Raw genomic sequence first — 17,152 nt, 5'->3', positions numbered from 1 at the left:
GGTGGCCGTGTCTGGGCGGAAAGTAAAGAGGGGAGCGGGGCCACGTTCTACTTCACCCTTCAGCAACAAAAGGAACAATAATATGAGTGAGAGAATCATCCCCCTGAGTGCCGTATCATCCCTCCCTGGTCATAGCAGCCCAGCAGTTACGATGAAATACTACAACGACAAAGCGCAGATGTCAGGGTCGATAGCCGGATCACTAAACCTTACTTCCCGTCTGAAAAGAATTTCCACCACCTTGGGCGCTGAAGCCGGTGGAAAAAATCAGCCTTCCACCAATTTCCACTCCTCTTCAGACCAAGAAAAAACCCCGTCTTTCGACGAGGTTTCCGACGACAAAGTGCGAGTGGCCGAGGACGGAATCGAACCGCCGACACAAGGATTTTCAGTCCTCTGCTCTACCGACTGAGCTACTCGGCCTTTTACTAATTCTCGTCACTTGCCACGATCAGAGAGTAGCGAAGGAGGAGACTGCCTGTCCCGCATTGGCGGGGAGCTACTCGGCCTTGTGCTAATTTTCGTCACTCGCCACGATCAGAGAGTAGCGAAGGAGGAGACTGCCTGCCCCGCACTGGCGGGGAGCTACTCGGCCTTTTACTAATTTTCGTCATTTGCCACGATCAGAGAGTAGCGAAGGAGGAGACTGCCTGCCCCGCATTGGCGGGGAGCTACCGAGCCTCGTACGGGCTATCCTCTCAGAAGGTGTCCTGCGAAATTACCGTCCCACCTGTCGAAAGGCAATCGCATTCTTGAAGCCATGCCACTCCGATTCGCCTCCGGATTTCACTTGACAGGCTGAGAGAGAATATCTATGTTTGCCGTTCGATAGACTGTTTGTCATCCACGGGCGGAACGGGAATGCTCATAGATTTGTCTGTCTTCCCTCTCGGAAACGAACAGGCGGTAATGGATATGGAAGTAATTCTTGCAACGAGGAACAGAGACAAGGCAAGGGAGCTCAAGGCACTGCTTGACGGTTCCCACATGGAAGGATTAGCGCTGGACGATATAGATCCTGAGGAGAAGATCCCCGAAATTGAGGAGAGTGGATCCTCTCTCAGAGAAAACGCGTTCATAAAGGCGAGAAGGGTTTTCTCTTTGACCCGGCGTCCCACAATCGGGGATGACACCGGTCTCGAGGTGGATGCACTGAACGGTGCCCCCGGGATTTTTTCCGCCCGGTATGCGGGAGACGGCTGCAGCTACAAGGATAACGTGAGGAAACTCCTGTCCGATTTGGTGGCCGTCCCGCCCAAGCGTCGAACGGCCCGTTTCAGGACGGCGGTCTGCTACGTCGACGGCCAGCAGGAACTCTGGGTGGAGGGAGTCGTTGAAGGTATGATTACAGAGAAACCAGTTGGAGATCGTGGATTTGGGTACGATCCCGTATTCTATATCCCGGAATACGACAAGACATACGCTCAGCTCTCAGGTGAAGAGAAAAACCGATGGAGTCACCGGGGCAAGGCCATGAGAAAACTTTCGGATTTACTGTCTCAAAAAATCGTTCCCTCCGAAAAACCTTCCTAGTCATTCCGAAACAGAGGAGATTCGTATAGGAAAACTGCTACTTGTTTGATCCCCTTGTCGACGGTGTTGTGGCGGAGTATTACAAGGGGTACTGTGTTACATAGCGGATAGCTCAATGGATGAGATCCTCGGCGGGCTCAGTCAGTTGAGCCGGCAAACGAGAACAGCAATAGCGGTTTTCTTTCTTTTGTTCCTCAGGGTTTTCTCCCCCCTCTGCGGACAGGGGGCGAATTCCGTCCAAAACAGCATATCCTTTGTGAACGGACGTGGCTCTCTCTGGATCGTGGAACCATTTGATAATCAACTCACCTTTATGTTTTCCGTGGACAGTGCCACGACCACCAGAAGTATTCTCAAACCGGAAGATGACGGTACAGAACGATGGACGGAAATTGAGGAAGACTGGAGTCTCATAACTCTCTTTGAGGCCCACAATGGCACATTCTTCAAGGTACCCTTTTCAGCTCCTGTGGATTGGTATTTTCGAGAGCGCCTGGCCAGGAACGGCGTCTCAAATTTTTTCAGGCTGACTGATCTGTCGGCCTCGGACGAACGTCAGCGCCGTCGACGAGGTTCCTTTGAGCTTATGGGTGTGGAAACAGGGGTGGGACGGGCGTCCTTGAACATCAGTGGGAACATCAATGTGTCAGGGAAGATGGTGTTCCAGGATCAGGAGCTTTCCCGTTCGAACCTGCGCCAAGCGCAAACAACGCACTTTGAGTTTGACCAGCGTCAAAACCTTATGCTCGAGGGAAAGGTGGGCGAACGAGTCAGCGTTTTGATGGACATGGACAGTGAGAGGGACGTTGACTGGGAGAATCAAATCAAGATCAACTATGCGGGAACCGAAGACGAGATTGTGCAGAAGATTGAAGCAGGAAACATATCCCTCTCGTTACCCTCAACCCAGTTTGTGACGTTTTCCGGGAGTAACCAGGGACTGTTTGGACTGAAATCCCTCATGAAGCTTGGACCGGTTGACGTCACGGCACTGGCCTCTATTGAAAAGACCAGGAAGGAGAAACAGCAATTCAAGGATGGTGCGAAGTCGCAGGGACAGACTATTCCGGATTACCAGTACCGGAAGAACCAGTATTTTTTCGTCGATCAACTGTTCAGGTATGGAGAGGAGAGCGGTCTTCTTTTCGTCCCCAGTTTCTATCCGTTGAAAGACGGGAAGCACCGTATCGGAAACGTGGTGATCAAGGAAATCGAAGTTTTCAAGTCTGTGGGGTCTCTGGGTAGTGCTGGAACTTTGAACGGCCTCGCATATGTGAACCCCTATTTCGACGAGACTCAATCAAGGTGGAGGGAGAGTAACAGTGAAGACAGCAGCTATACGGAGGGGAGCCTTTTTCAGCTCCTTGAGAGAGACGTCGATTACGTGGTGAGCGAGGATCTGGGTTTTATCCGTCTCACCACACCTGTTCAGAATGAGATACTCGCTGTATCCTACACTCTGTCTGAGCGGGACAAAACAGCCGTCATACGAGCCGTGGGGCAATTGACTGAGGACGTATCGCAAGGAGAAACCATTCATCTGAAACTCATCAAGCCGTTGACGCCAAGTCCTCCTCACCCTACCTGGCCTCTGGCCTTCAAGAACGTTTACTACCTGGGCGCCACCAACATCAATCCCGTGGGGTTCGAAGTTAAGATTCTCTACAAGGACGGCGCCCTGGGTAACGACGAACGGGATTCGGATGGGAATACATTCCTTCACCTGTTCGGTCTCGACAGTCTCGATGTTGACAGTGAGCCAATTCCCGACGATTTGATAGATACCTACAACACCAATATCATTAATCGTGTAACGGGTGAGTTGATTCTCCCCATGCTTCATCCATTTGAGCTGGATTCTCTTGCCGGAACGGTAAACTATCGCGGTGAGGGGAACCAAAGCCCCAGTCTGAGCACCATATTGCCGGATAATGCCCTTATGTATCGCAGCCTCGATTACCAGAGTATTCGTAAAGAGTCGAAGTTTGACATCGAGGCGACCTATCAGAACAAGAGTGCCACCATCAATCTCGGTGGATTCATGCTTGTGGAAGGGAGTGAGGAGGTTTACCTCAATGATCGTCCTCTTGAACGCGGCAAAGATTATACCATTGACTATTTTACGGGCACACTGACGATACTCAATGAAGATATCAATGACCCGGGAGCCGAGTTGAACATCCTTTATGACAAGCATGAACTCGTCTCATTTGACAAGAAGACTATCATGGGAGCCAGGGCCCAGATTGATCTGGGACCCAATTCTTTCATAGGGGGGACGGCTCTCTACTACAATCAGTCCGTTATTAATGAAAAAATTGAGGTAGGATATGAACCCACCCGGAATTTCATCTGGGACTTAAACGGCCGGTATGAAAGCGATCTTGACCTACTTACCCGGGCCATAGACAAACTTCCTCTTATTGAAACGAACAAACCGTCGTCGTTCAGAGTTGAAGGAGAATTCGCCCAGGTTCTACCCAATCCCAATTCCGTCGACAATCCCACGACGGATGACCGGGAGGGAGTTGCATTCATTGATGACTTCGAGGGAGCCAAGCGGACGTCGAGTCCATCAATCAGGCGAAGATTCTGGAACTTCTCATCCACCCCGCTCGGCTTCGACCGGAAGAATCGCGCCAACCTATTCTGGTACAATCCGTACACCCAGGTAAGAACCACTGATATCTGGCCCAGGCAGGAGGTCAGTACCCGGGCTCAAAATCACTTGACCGATATTCTGGTTCTCAATTATTCTCGCCGGAAAACACAAATCGGATCCGTGGATCCCGACTCCACGTGGGGGGGGATTACCGCAAGTCTCTATTCGAGCAGTTACAATCAATCCCAGAGCAAATTTTTTGAAATCTGGCTGCTGACAGATGACGACATACAGGGCAGAATGAGCGTCGACCTGGGGTTCATAAGCGAGGACCAGAACGGGAACAGGGAGTTTGACACGGAAGATGAGCCTGAAGCGGGTCTTTCCATCGGGAATACGTTCCTGGAGGACGATGAAGATATTGGTCTGGACGGGTGTGAGGATGCTTATGAGGACGGCTACGGCGGCTGTCTCGATATCACGTACGAGGCCGCCCTGCAGTTGGGTTATGATGTCTATTACAGTGATGATCCCGATGACTTTGATCCTGGCGATCCCAACGGTGACAATTGGAGTTTCGACGAAACCGAGCGCGAGGGACCAGAAAAATACCGTTACATCAACGGGACTGATGGAAACGGTACGGCTAAGCGGCCCATGGAGGGGGCCCGTTATCCTGATACAGAGGATATCAACCGTGACGGTTTTCCTGACAGAAACAATGATTATTTCACCATGAGCATTGATCTCAGCCTTTACGGCGAGGACTGGCGTGAATACAAGGGCGGAGAGAATGATTCGCGCATGGGGAAGTGGCGACTCTACAGAATTCCGTTGAGTGATTTCACAAAGGTGAAGAAGGACGGTGCCATCACGTGGGATACCATTAAGTTTCTGCGCCTTGGCCTGATGGGGATTCCTGAGGAAGCGGAAGTCAAGATTGCCAAGGTGGAGTTGGTGGGTAACGAGTGGCAGGAGCGGGGTGTGAGAAAAGGCCGAACCGGGCCATTTGTTCCGGACGACAGTGTGTTTGCGGTTACCGTGGTGAATACGGAAGACAACCAGGACTATGCCCAGAGTGTTGAAGATATCGGCGTTCGAGGTGAATACGACCGGGTGTACGGCATCAGGAAGAAAGAGCAGTCCCTTGTCCTCACCTTCGACAACTTGAAGCCTGGCGAGGAGGGAGCCGCCCAGAAAAACCTGATCGAGCTTCGGGGTAACAAGGCTTTGAGTTATCTTACTTACGAAAAAATGAAACTCTTTACGTACGGTGAAGGTGATCACATCTGGCAGGATTCCACAGATGTGGAGTTCTTTCTTCGCTTCGGCCGGGGTGATGATTTCTACGAAATTCGCCAGCCTGTTTATGAAGGGTGGGACGAAGAGAGAAAGAGAAACTTCATGTCCATCGATCTCGGTTTTCTTACAGGGTTGAAGCGCAAGGATTCCACCAACATAAAGAGGAAGAATCCCGAGGATATGTTTGTTGTGACCGATTCAACACTGGAGTACATTGCTACGGAAAACTCCGGGGAAGATACAGTAAAAACCTATCTTATTCAGGGACGCCCGGCCCTTTCCCGGATTCAATTTTTTGAGGTGGGGGTCCGGAACAAGAGCTCAACAGAGCCCGTGAGTGGGGAGATATGGCTCGATGAGCTCCGCCTCTCCCACGTGAGGAAAGATGCCGGTACGGCGGTGAGATTTCAATCCTCTCTCAATCTGGCGGATTTTGGAAACGCTACGCTCACCTACAGCCGGAAACATGCCGATTTTCATGTCCTGCAGCAGCGTCTTGGGACAGGCCAAACAACCGAGAGGGTCCGTGTTGACAGCCGGCTGAATCTAAATAAATTCTTTCCCCAGTCATGGGGTTTGGGCTTACCTCTATCCCTGAGTTATTCCAACAACGTGGCCACACCCAAGTACTATCCCGGTACCGATATTCTGCTCAGTGGGGATAGTCCGCCAGACAGCGCACTGACCCGAAGCCGGCAAGTCGCAATGAGCACTTCATTCACCAAGTCGACTCGGTCGGACCGCTGGTACACACGATACACCCTGGATCCGTTGAATACCTCATTTTCAACAAGTCAGACATGGGGTTCAGACGAACAAATCGAGCGGCGATTCGGTCGAAGCAATACTGGAGGGGCTGGTTACGGATTGTCATTTGGCCGGGACAATTACTGGAGACCCTTGAAATTCCTGAAAGAGGTGCCATTACTGGGCAGCAAGTTTTCGGATATTCATCTGTATTACACACCGTCGTCGTTCGACATGTCCATGAAAGTGAGCGAGGCACTGACGGAGACAAAGCCCAGGGTGGGAGAAAGTAAACGGGTGTACAATCTGGGGCTCAGCCGGACGTTCAAGATCGGGTACACGATTCTTGAAAACCTGAAAACGAATTATTCCAAGTCCATGAAGAGCAACATGAACAAATTCGAGAACCAGTACCTGAAGGCCCTGAAGACGCTGACTCCCGGAATTGTTTCGGATGTAACGGACAATGTGTCCACCACCTTTACGCCTACCATTTTCACCTGGCTCAAGCCGTCTCTCAATTACAGCACCAATTACCGGTGGTCAAAGCCCATTGAAAGCACCCAGGAGGGGGCAAATATCGCTTCCCAAACCCGGTTTTCCTCTTCTTTGACACTGAACCCAAAGTCAATTATTGAAACTGTCTATACCCCTTCCCGGCCGGTGGGACGGGGATCCAGGCGGCGAAGCAGGAGGACCCCCCAAACGGTAGAGGAAGGGGGGACTGAACCGGACAAGAAAGTACCCGAGAACGAAACGTTAAAAAGTGTCTTGAAGACTCTGCACGAGGCTGCGAGCCGCATCAGTCCCATCAGTATCACATTTTCTGAGAACAGATCACAGAACGATTTCGGCGTGCTCGGCGAGGTGAATCTCCCCTACCGGTTCGGTTTTGACAATGAGCTTGGTCCCAGGGCCACCTACAGCGATGAAGTAGGCGTCAATCGCAGATCCATTCAACGCCAGCGAGATATTTCCTTGAGATCCGGACTCTCCATAACACCCAGAATCAGGACGACCGTGAGCTTTTCTCATAATCGGTCCAGGGGTTTAGATGGAAACAATATCAGCCGGGAGTCAATCACCAGGGGCTTCTTGCCGTCGGGAATCAGCGGTGGAGAAGGTTTCCCTTTCGTTGGCTGGAGCTTGAGCTGGTCGGGTATTGAAAAATGGCCCCTTATCAAAATGATTGCCAAATCTGCCTCCTTCGACCATGCCTTCGCGGGTAAAGAGACACGGTCGTGGCAAAGTGACGTTCTCTTATCCTCAAAGTACACCGCTTCATATTCACCCGTCGCCGGATTCTCCATGACCATCTTGAAAGGGATCTCCTTTTCCACGCGGTTTTCAACGGTGCGAACGGTTGATAACAGATTCAGTGGACTCAACAGCACCCGCGTCAAAACGGACCGTTCCTGGACGGCGACGTCGAGTTACGCCCACCGGGGCGGTTTGCATATTCCTCTGGTCTTTTTCCGGGACTTCAATATGGAAAACACGATGAATTTTTCCCTCACCTTCGATCATACCCAGTCCGTCACAAGGGAACGGAACGGTGCGGAGTACCCTCTATCCACAAGTGCCACAAGGAAGTCGTGGAAGATATCTCCTCGAATATCCTACTCTTTTTCCCGGACAGTAACCGGCGGCGTCTGGTTCGAATACAGGGAAAGCGACTCACGCGTGGTGGGGCGGAAGGTGGATCGCGATTTTGGATTTGACGTGAATATTGCCATTAGGGGCTGACCGTTTTGGGTTATGCGTTATGAGTTAGATGCTCAAGGTGACGAATACCGTATCGAGGGTCACTGGGATTCTCTTCCCCGTTTTGGTTTTGGCCCAGAATGTGCCTGAATTCGATGCCCAGCGGGCGTTCGGTTTCCTGGAGGAACAGTGTGCCCTGGGTCCGAGAAATCCTGGCTCCCCGGGCCACCGGGACGGATTGAAATATATTCTGGACGTAATCTCTCCCCTTGCAGACGAAGTGTTGACTCAACCGTTTCCCTATTCGGATCCCTATTCGGGTTCCATGTTCGAGCTGACAAACGTAGTGGCTCAATTCAATCCGGAGTTGAACCGTCGCCTCTGGGTGGCTGCCCACTGGGATACGAGACCGTGGGCGGACAGGGATAAGACGAAAAGGAACCGCATTCGTCCTATTCTTGGCGCCAATGATGGTGCCAGCGGAGTGGCTGTCCTCCTTGAACTCGCTCATCATTTCCATGAGTTGCCACCCGCCACAGGTGTCGACCTCATTTTCCTCGATGGAGAAGATCTTGGCAAGCAGGGTGACCGCAACCATTTTTTTAACGGGTCGCGATATCTCGCAAAGAATATTCCCACCCAGATGCCCGATTATTGCATCCTCATCGACATGGTGGGAGACAAGGACCTTCAACTTCCCGTTGAATTGAATTCATGGCGCCAGGCACCCAAACTGGTGGGAGAGTTGTGGAATCTTGCCGCTCATCTGACTCTCACGTCGTTTGAGTGGCGAGTGGGACATGCCGTAGATGATGACCACGTGGTGGTTTTTGAAGAAGGGGGCATTCCGTCAGTCGATATCATAGATTTTGAATATCCCAATCGCTCAGATAACTACTGGCACACGTTGGAAGACACTCCTGACAAATGCAGTCCCGAAAGTCTGAAAACAGTGGGAACTTTGCTACTGCATCACATCTATGGAAAGGAATAAGCACTTGGTGAGTAGTGAGTGGCGAGAAGAAATAATTGATACGAAAAAGAGACGCCTATATATTCCCGGCGCTGTGCCAGGAAGAGATTTCATCGTTGCCTCGATCATTTCCGTATTTTTCTTCTCCTGCGAAACGCCGGTGGAACCAGAGGAAGAAACAGATCCCGTCACAGACATCACGTTTAACTATCTCCAAGAGGATGAAAAGATATTCACCTCGGCGAAACTGAAGGATCCTTTTAATGGTGATAACCTCGTTTTCGCTCAGCTCATATGGTACGGAACCAACGGTTTCAACCAGACCACACCTGACTCCTTTTTCCTGAGTGATAACGGCGATTTTGGCGACATTCTCAAGAAGGACAATGTCTACTCCGTCAAGATTCCCATTGAGGATCTCGGTGACACGAACTCCATTTTGTATGGAGACACGGGTATCGTCTATCTGCAGGTGTTGGCCCATTACGACGACAATGTAGAGGCTAAAGTCGATTCTTTCGATCTCGGAAATATCAATCCCAAGTTTCTCTGGATCGATGCTCCCGACACGCTCAACCTTCCGGATTCAGGTTTTGCCCGTCTCGTGGATATTAAGGCCAAGGTGACAGACGCCAATGGGGTGGATGACATTCAATGGGTCGGTTTTACCTCCAGACACGTTGAACCCGATACTATGCTCAATAATGGAAACCATGTCTACCTGTTTGATGATGGAAAGGAAGACCACGGGGATACGGCAGTGGGCGATAGCGTTTATTCCATCCTGATTTCCTTCCCCTACAACGCCAAGACGGGTGAGCTCGAATGGCGGTTCCGCGTGCAGGACCAATCCAATGCGTTTCGCGACACCTCCCATTTTGTGGTGGTTCTTGAATGATCCGAAATCTATTCATTGTCCTTGTCCTGTCATCGGGAGTCCTCCACGGCCAGGTGCGTGGACGATCGCCGGCACCTTTTCCGAAGCTGTTTTCCCTTTCCCGGACAACGGTCGCGGATTCAACTCAGGCCGGATTGCAGAGTAATGTTATCGTGGAAATCCGGACACAGGGGGACACTCTGGTATGGCTCGGCACAGGGCAGGGACTCTCAGTACTCCGGGACAGTCTCACCGCGAGAACGTTTCTTTCGTCCCAGGAATTGAAGGGAGGAGAGAACGTAACGAAACTCCCCGAGGGGGGCGTCTCGGCTATCGGTGTTGCGAACGATGATACGTTAATCGTTGCTGTTGCAACAACCACAGAGGATCCGACTTCAGGCGAGGATGTACAGACCGGCGCCGGACTGGCGCTCTCCGTTAATTCCCAAGATACGACAGCCGTCAACTGGCGATATTTCAGTCAGCCGGTCGACAGCAGTGGGGACAGTACTCTCATATGGGGTGGTGTTTCTCTCGAGGCTCTTCCCGTTACGGTTCCCCAGCAGAACGTTACCTACGATATTGCCATCGGTAACGAATACTTCTGGATCGCAAGCTGGGCCGGCGGTCTTCGGCGTCTTGACCGGAGCGATGTGAGTTCTGGGTGGGAGCGTGTTCCCCTGCCCCAGGATGCTCAAACAGACCTGGCATGTGGAGAGCAGGTTTCCGATTACGAACTGAATCCCCGGGACCCTCCCGACGGCAATCATAACCACAAGGGTTTCTCTGTTCTTGTCTACGGTGATACGGTGTGGGTTGGGACTGCAGGAGGCATAAACCGGGGCATACTGGATGAGTCTGGCTGTGTCGATTGGATTCACTACTCGTATCCGTTGTCTGGCATCACGGGGAATTGGGTCGTGGCATTGGCCAGGCAGCAGTGGAAGGGCGTCAGGAAAATATGGGCGGTGACCCTGAGAGCCGATGAGCCCGGTGAGGACCATGGCGTGAGTTACACTCCCGATGACGGCCTCACCTGGTATCCGGTGTCCGCTCTGAGAGATAGGAGAGGGTACAACATCTATACCGTGGATAGCCTTGTCTATGTGGCCACGGAAGATGGATTATGGAAATCAGAGGACGGCGTGACTTTTGCCCTCTTCCGGCCCGCCGTGGATGCGGTTAACAACGATGAGATTCTGGACAATGACGTCTACGCCGTGGTACACGATGTGCGGGATTTTTGGCAGGGTCCGGATTCCCTTGGAGCCCTGTTCATAGGCACCGGCGACGGACTGGCCAGATCTCCTGATCCCGGCACGGATGAGCCCGTTTGGGAGATTTACCGGACCCATGTTTCCAGCAACCAACCGTATGCTTATCCCAACCCGTTTTCTCCCAGCGTGTACAACATTGTGGACGGGGACGGTCATGTCCGATTCTTCTATCGAGGCAAGAGACCCAGGATGGAACTCAGAATCTATAATTTTGCCATGGAAAAAGTCCGCTCCATTGACTATGAAACGGGAGGAGGCCAGGGGACATTGAAGTGGGATGGGAGAGACGAACAGGGGGGACTTGTGGCAAACGGGACGTATTTCTGTAATTTGTTCTACGATGATCAAAGCCATTGGATTAAACTCATCGTTCTGAAATGAAGGTTTTCCGAAGGTCGATTATTCCTGTCGTATTCACCACCGTGATTTCAGCGGCGGACATGGGGGGTTATGCAGGAGCTTTTTTGCGTGTCGGAACTACTGCGAGATCCATGGCCCTTGGCGGCGGCTTGACGGCGGCTGTGGACAATGGATTCTCCGCCTATCACAATCCGGCAGCCGTTGCATTTCTTGAAAAGAGACGGATTTCCGTGTTCCACCATTTTCTGCCACTGGATCGATATCTGGTATCGGCCTCGTTTGCCACTTCCCTGCCTCCAACCGGTGGGCTGGGCATTGGACTTCTGAATGCCGGTGTGGACGACATAGACGGTCGAGATCAGGCCGGTCACCAAACCGGTACGCTTTCCACATCAGAGTACGCTCTATATTTCTCCTTTTCCAACAGACCATTTGAGAGTCTGAGCGTTGGCGTAAACGTTAAGCTTCTTCAAAATATCATTCCTTTTGAAGGAAAACAGACGAGCAAGGGAATCGGCGTGGATGTCGGGATCATGATCCGTCAATTTGAGAAATTCGATTTGGGTATCGTGATTCAGGATTTGAACGCAGCCTACACGTGGAACACCGGTGACATCTTTGATGAGAAAGGGAAGTCGTATCGAGATCCATTCCCAATTCAGGTTCGAACCGGATTCAATTACCATTCGGGTCTGTTTAGTGTCATGGGAGATCACACCTACTTCTCCACAGAAGACGGCATGGCAGCTCATCGCGTCCGCATGGGCGGGGAATATGAGGTGAGATCCAACGTAACCGTTCGGGGGGGAATGAATAACTTCTCTCCAGCGGTGGGTGTGGGACTCAACTACTCTCTCCTGAAGCGTGATGACGCTATCGTCGATTATGCGTTCGCTCTGGGTCGCAGGGGGGAAGGTGTGTCGCATATTCTTACCTATGTTTTCACTTTTTGATGAGAAGGTTCCTCCTCACGGGCTCTGCCGCATTTTTCTTTCTGAGCCTGGTAGCTAATTCCTCTGCCGTCGGGACTGCTTTTCTGACCATTCCATCCTCACCTAGGGAACTCGCTTTTGGGGGCTTCACACCATCCGTTACGGGAGATCCTTCACTGGCCCGGGGCAACCCGGCACTGATTGTTCAATCAATCCCGGCCATGGATGTTCATTTCGGTTACAATTTGTGGTTCGCAGGAGCCAGAGGAACATCGGTACTCATCGCCCAACCTGCTTTCGGGAGTACCTTCGGCTTTAGCGTCAGGCATTTGGAGATATCGGATCTGGAACTCCGAACAACGACACCAACTGACGATTATCTATCCCTTTTCAAGGAATCGGGAACGACCGTGGAAGCAACCTGGGGTCGCCGCCTTGACCGGTGGCGTCTGGGAGGAACAATTCGCTGGATTCGTCTTGAGTCGTATGTGGATAACTCTTCAGGTTTTGGTGTGGATCTTGGTGCCTGGTGGCCTCTCGCAGGGGGCCAGATCTCCCTGGCGGCGGCCCTTCAGAATTTGGGGTACATGACCCCCATGCGTGAGAAAGTACCGTCCCTGCCCACCGCCTTACAAATAGGAGGGACATGGCATATGTCTTCAGGACCCGGATCTGAAAGGAGCAGCTTCAGATCTTTGTTTACGGCAGGAGCAGAGTTCTCGAAGGTGCACGGGAGGACTATCAGACTGGCAGGTGAAATCTCCATCGATGATGCGAGACTCACCGTCGGTCTGCGTTCATCTCATCGGGTTGCGGAAGTGGCAGTGGGTGCGAGCGTGGGCTGGCGTCGATTTCGGTTCTCCTACGGCGTGGCGGTTGGATCTCATCGCCTGGGTGTCCCTCACCTTTTCCATGTTATGACGAGACTGCCGTAGAACAGGTGATGGATCCGCTCGGAAAGAGAGACCATTCCTTCCTCTTTGTCCTGCTGGTCCTTATCCTTCTTCTTGCTTTTTACATCAATGTGAAGCGGCAGAAGGGTCTACTGGACCGTGAGCTGTCGCCCACCGCATCGGCATGGGACCGGGTTGTCAGGGAAAAGACACTCGAAAAGACGCTCGGACTTTTCTTTATCCGCAACTCAAAAAGCCTTACCGGCCGGGTATATGAATTTCTTTACCCACGTCGATACACGCCCGAGGGCATCAGCAACAGCGTCCCTAGAATTCTTAAAGACCGTGACGTGGGAGTAGGTAAGGTCACGATCAGCAAAAAAACGAGAGATGTCACTTTTGTCCTCGGCTCACGTGAGAAACCGTTTGCGGAGTTGGTCTGCACGCCCGATATGTCCACCCACGCGGGGAAAATCTGCCTCATCATTGACGATTTTGGATATAGCCTGAACAGTATCGTGAACGATTTTCTGGAGCTTGGAGTCCCGGCAACGTTTTCCGTCCTGCCGGGGCACGCTTTCTCCAGCCGGGTGGCGGACCTTGCCCATGACGCTGGCTTTGAAGTTATGGTCCATATGCCCATGGAATCGAGTGATCATCGTGCCGGCGAAGAGGAATTTATTTTGAAGGCCGGCCAGAAAGAGAGCGAAATTCGCTCGCGGCTGAGGAGAGCTTTTCTTGAGATTCCTCACGCGCAGGGTGTGAATAATCATCAAGGATCCGATGCGACGGAGAACAGGCGACTCATGAGAACCGTGGCGGAAGTATTGCGGGCAGAGCGGAAATACTTTGTCGACAGCAGAACCAGTTCAAAATCCGTGGCCGTGGAACAGATGCAAAGAGCCGACGTCCCCGTTGCCGTGAGACATGTCTTTCTTGACTACGAAGACGATGAGGAGACCGTGCTGAATCAATTGACCGTTCTGGAAGAGAAGGCACGGGAGGTAGGGGTGGCTGTTGGAATCGCCCATCCCAGAGAGAAAACACTGGCTGCCTTTCGACGGGAGATTTCTCGACTCAGTGAAGAAGGATTCGAGTTTGTCTTTGCATCGGAGATCGTTCGGTGAGTTGATGCACCGCCTCGCAGGGATGGTCTGCTTCCACCTTCTATTCTTGTGGGGTCAAGATTGTCCACCTTCCGATACCATTCTTGTCTCGCCACCTCAAGACGAGTGGCCCATTCCAACCTGGAACAACTGGCAGGGAATTGAAATGGTTACGTGGAATATCGAAAACTTCCCACAGCTCGGCATGACAACAGTCAATGGAGTGGCGGAGGTTATGCTGGATATCATGGCGGACATCTATGCCGTGCAGGAAATCGAGGACGCATCGACGTTCGTGAATCAATTAATGTCCCTCCTGCCCAATTATGGCTATGTTCTCAGTGAGGGAGGGCTTTACACGAATACGGCCATCCTGTACAGGAAGGAGGTGCTTACACTTAAGGGGAGTGATGAGATCTGGGAGGATACTTTCTATGGGCAGGACGGAGACAACGATTATGAGAACAATGCCCTCTACTATTTCGCAAGCCGACCGCCGCTCAAAGTTGACCTCCGTTGGGAATGTGGGGTCGGGGTCGTAGATTTTTCCGTCATGAGCGTTCATCTAAAATGCTGCAACTTTGAAAATACGGATCTGGAAAGGAGACGAATATCCGCGCAGTTGCTTCACGGGTACCTGCTGGAAGAGATGGAATCCGGGGATTCCAATTTTGTCGTTATCGGGGACTGGAACGATGACCTGGTGGATCCGCCTCATGAAAACGCATTTACTGAATTCCTCAATGATTCCATCAACTTTCACTTTGTTACGCTGCCCCTGGCCCAGGACCCGGCGGACTATTATGATTCCTATCCCAGCTGGCCCAGTTTCCTCGACCACATCCTCATCTCACGGGCGTTCTTTGATGAGGCGAGAGCCGGTGTGGCGACAACCTTCCGTCTCGATGATATCGTTTCTGAATACGGTTCTGTCCTTTCTGACCACCGGCCTGTTGGATGGAAATTCCCGGTGTCCTCGGTTTCGTCAGCACCCAGAATTGTCATAAACGAAATCATGCAAAACCCCTACGCCGTCCGTGATTACGATGGAGAGTGGTTCGAACTGTATAATGCGGATACCGCGTCGTTTGATCTTCGTGGCTGGACGATTCGGGACGAAGGAGAGGACGGGCACGTCATGGAGTCCGAGGGACCCCTTCTCGTTGAGCCCGGACACTATTTTGTCATGGGGCGAGAGGGGGATTCCAGCCTTAACGGTGGTGTGCTTGTGGATTATGAATATTCATCTATCACCCTGGGCAATGGCAGCGACGAGATTATCCTGATGAATGAGGACAGTCTGGAAATTGACCGCGTGGAATACGATGGAGGCGCAGAGTTTCCAGATCCAGAAGGAAAATCCATGGCGCTTCTGGATCCGGCGTTGGACAATAATGTCGGATCGTACTGGGCCGAATCTTCGCTTCCCTACGGAAGTGGGGATTTTGGAACGCCAGGATCATTCAATTTCCCGTACGCTGGCCCAATCTGGCATGTATCCACAACTGGTTCGGATGTCACGGGCAGTGGTTCCGGGGAGAGCCCATTCGCTACTATTCAGCAAGGTATCGACCTGGCATATGAAGGCGATACCGTGCTCGTTGACCCGGGGATTTATGCTGAAAACATCAACTTCATGGGAAAGGATCTTGTTCTTGGCTCCCGGTTCTTGATTCTTGGCGACACCTCTTATATTTCCCGGACAATAATCGATGGAGACAGCGCCGGCAGCGTCGTCACATTCGAAGACCAAGAGGAGACAACGGCAGTTCTGGCAGGCTTTACCCTTTTGAACGGCCATTCAGACAGGGGAGGCGGGGTTCACATAAGACATTCTAGTCCGACCATCGATCACTGCATCATCAGGGACAACACGGCGACGTACTATGGTGGTGGCCTGTACATCGTTGACGATTCAACCCCAATCATAGTTCATTCGACAGTTAACCACAACAGAATAGGCGAAGACGTCATTCCCGCATTCCTGGGCGCCGGAATATACATTCGGAATTCCCGCCCCAGGATTGTGCAAACTACCATAATCGAGAACGAGGGCTCCATTGCTGGAGCCGTTGCCTGCGACAGATCGGCCCCAGAATTCCTCCACTGCACCATAAGCGGGAACAGGGGCTTCACCAGCGGAGGCATTTACGCTCTCTACGGGTCAATCCCGAAGCTCGTGAACTGCATACTCTGGGAGAACGAACCGGTTGAAATCATGTTTGCTTCTTATGGTGACTCAAGTTCGGTCACCATCGCTTACTCGGATATCTCACCGGAGACAGACACCAGTGCGAGTGCCGGCAACGGCACGGTCAACCGAGTGGAAGGAAATATTGAAGCGGATCCACTCTTTGTCAATCCAGACACACGGAATTTCCGTCTGTTGAAAGATTCGCCATGTATTTACACGGGGACTCCTTTCTTTGAGTGGAATGGAGACACGCTGATCAACGTCGCTGTCCATCACTATACAGGATCTGCGCCTGACATGGGCTCGTCTGAATTCGGGGCCATTTCCGTCGCTGATGGAGAAAATCCCGTTCCCACTGGATTTGCACTGTACCAAAATTTTCCCAATCCCTTTAACGCTGGGACCACCATTCCCTACTCTCTGCCCAAGCGGACGCACGTGGTCATCTCCATTTACGATCTTCTGGGTAGACACACGAGATCGTTGATTGATGGCATTGAGGAACCTGGTTTCAGAACTCTCATTTGGGATGGAACGGATGATCGGGGCAAGCCGGCGAGTACTGGAATCTATCTCTGCAGCATTTCCGCAACGGGAAGCTCTGAGTTTGCGGCCGCTCGCAAAATAATTCTATTACGCTGAGGTACTCTGC

General features: G+C 51.9%; 9 protein-coding genes and 1 tRNA gene. 9 read left to right on the top strand and 1 reads right to left on the bottom strand.

Translation table 11 applies throughout. The features are described 5' to 3' along the window. Positions 1–350 precede the first annotated feature (350 nt). Positions 351–423: transfer RNA gene (locus V3U24_11225), tRNA-Phe, on the bottom strand. A 438-nt stretch (positions 424–861) separates the two neighbouring features. Here V3U24_11225 and rdgB point away from each other — a divergent pair. The 9 genes from rdgB (at position 862) to V3U24_11180 (ending at position 17,142) form a co-directional block, all read left to right on the top strand. Next, entirely contained in the window at positions 862–1,533 is a 672-nt protein-coding gene (rdgB, locus tag V3U24_11220; protein MEE9168014.1) for an RdgB/HAM1 family non-canonical purine NTP pyrophosphatase, read from the top strand. Between the two features lie 115 nt (positions 1,534–1,648). Then, positions 1,649–7,930, top strand: coding sequence for a cell surface protein SprA (sprA, locus tag V3U24_11215; GenBank protein ID MEE9168013.1), 6,282 nt, complete (start codon positions 1,649–1,651; stop codon positions 7,928–7,930). Positions 7,931–7,958: 28 nt separating this feature from the next. Next, complete coding sequence (locus V3U24_11210) at positions 7,959–8,882, top strand: M28 family peptidase (GenBank protein MEE9168012.1); 924 nt, start codon at positions 7,959–7,961, stop codon at positions 8,880–8,882. Positions 8,883–8,889: 7 nt separating this feature from the next. Beyond that, positions 8,890–9,759, top strand: coding sequence for a hypothetical protein (locus V3U24_11205; protein ID MEE9168011.1), 870 nt, complete (start codon positions 8,890–8,892; stop codon positions 9,757–9,759). Then, positions 9,756–11,396 carry a FlgD immunoglobulin-like domain containing protein gene (locus V3U24_11200; GenBank protein ID MEE9168010.1) on the top strand — a complete coding sequence of 547 codons (1,641 nt, stop codon included), beginning with the start codon at positions 9,756–9,758 and terminating at the stop codon, positions 11,394–11,396. The genes V3U24_11205 and V3U24_11200 overlap by 4 nt, the downstream gene beginning before the upstream one ends. Continuing rightward, positions 11,393–12,328, top strand: coding sequence for a hypothetical protein (locus tag V3U24_11195; protein MEE9168009.1), 936 nt, complete (start codon positions 11,393–11,395; stop codon positions 12,326–12,328). Before V3U24_11200 ends, V3U24_11195 begins: the two co-directional genes overlap by 4 nt. Further along, the gene (locus V3U24_11190) at positions 12,328–13,242 is read left to right on the top strand and encodes a hypothetical protein (GenBank protein ID MEE9168008.1); all 915 of its coding nucleotides are present in this window, start codon (positions 12,328–12,330) and stop codon (positions 13,240–13,242) included. The genes V3U24_11195 and V3U24_11190 overlap by 1 nt, the downstream gene beginning before the upstream one ends. Positions 13,243–13,250: 8 nt before the next feature. Next, positions 13,251–14,327, top strand: coding sequence for a divergent polysaccharide deacetylase family protein (locus tag V3U24_11185; protein MEE9168007.1), 1,077 nt, complete (start codon positions 13,251–13,253; stop codon positions 14,325–14,327). A gap of 4 nt (positions 14,328–14,331) precedes the next feature. Next, positions 14,332–17,142 carry a lamin tail domain-containing protein gene (locus tag V3U24_11180; protein ID MEE9168006.1) on the top strand — a complete coding sequence of 937 codons (2,811 nt, stop codon included), beginning with the start codon at positions 14,332–14,334 and terminating at the stop codon, positions 17,140–17,142. The last annotated feature ends 10 nt before the right edge of the window (positions 17,143–17,152 follow it).

The organism is Candidatus Neomarinimicrobiota bacterium (assembly GCA_036476315.1).
In the GTDB taxonomy this organism is placed as follows: domain Bacteria; phylum Fidelibacterota; class Marinisomatia; order Marinisomatales; family S15-B10; genus JAZGBI01.
This window is presented reverse-complemented; position numbering and strand designations above follow the sequence as displayed.

Bases quoted from the DNA above. Each gene is read 5' to 3' on its own strand.
- rdgB (MEE9168014.1), top strand. From the start codon at position 862: ATGCTCATAGATTTGTCTGTCTTCCCTCTCGGAAACGAACAGGCGGTA.
- sprA (MEE9168013.1), top strand. From the start codon at position 1,649: ATGGATGAGATCCTCGGCGGGCTCAGTCAGTTGAGCCGGCAAACGAGA.
- V3U24_11210 (MEE9168012.1), top strand. From the start codon at position 7,959: ATGCTCAAGGTGACGAATACCGTATCGAGGGTCACTGGGATTCTCTTC.
- V3U24_11200 (MEE9168010.1), top strand. From the start codon at position 9,756: ATGATCCGAAATCTATTCATTGTCCTTGTCCTGTCATCGGGAGTCCTC.
- V3U24_11195 (MEE9168009.1), top strand. From the start codon at position 11,393: ATGAAGGTTTTCCGAAGGTCGATTATTCCTGTCGTATTCACCACCGTG.
- V3U24_11190 (MEE9168008.1), top strand. From the start codon at position 12,328: ATGAGAAGGTTCCTCCTCACGGGCTCTGCCGCATTTTTCTTTCTGAGC.
- V3U24_11185 (MEE9168007.1), top strand. From the start codon at position 13,251: ATGGATCCGCTCGGAAAGAGAGACCATTCCTTCCTCTTTGTCCTGCTG.
- V3U24_11180 (MEE9168006.1), top strand. From the start codon at position 14,332: ATGCACCGCCTCGCAGGGATGGTCTGCTTCCACCTTCTATTCTTGTGG.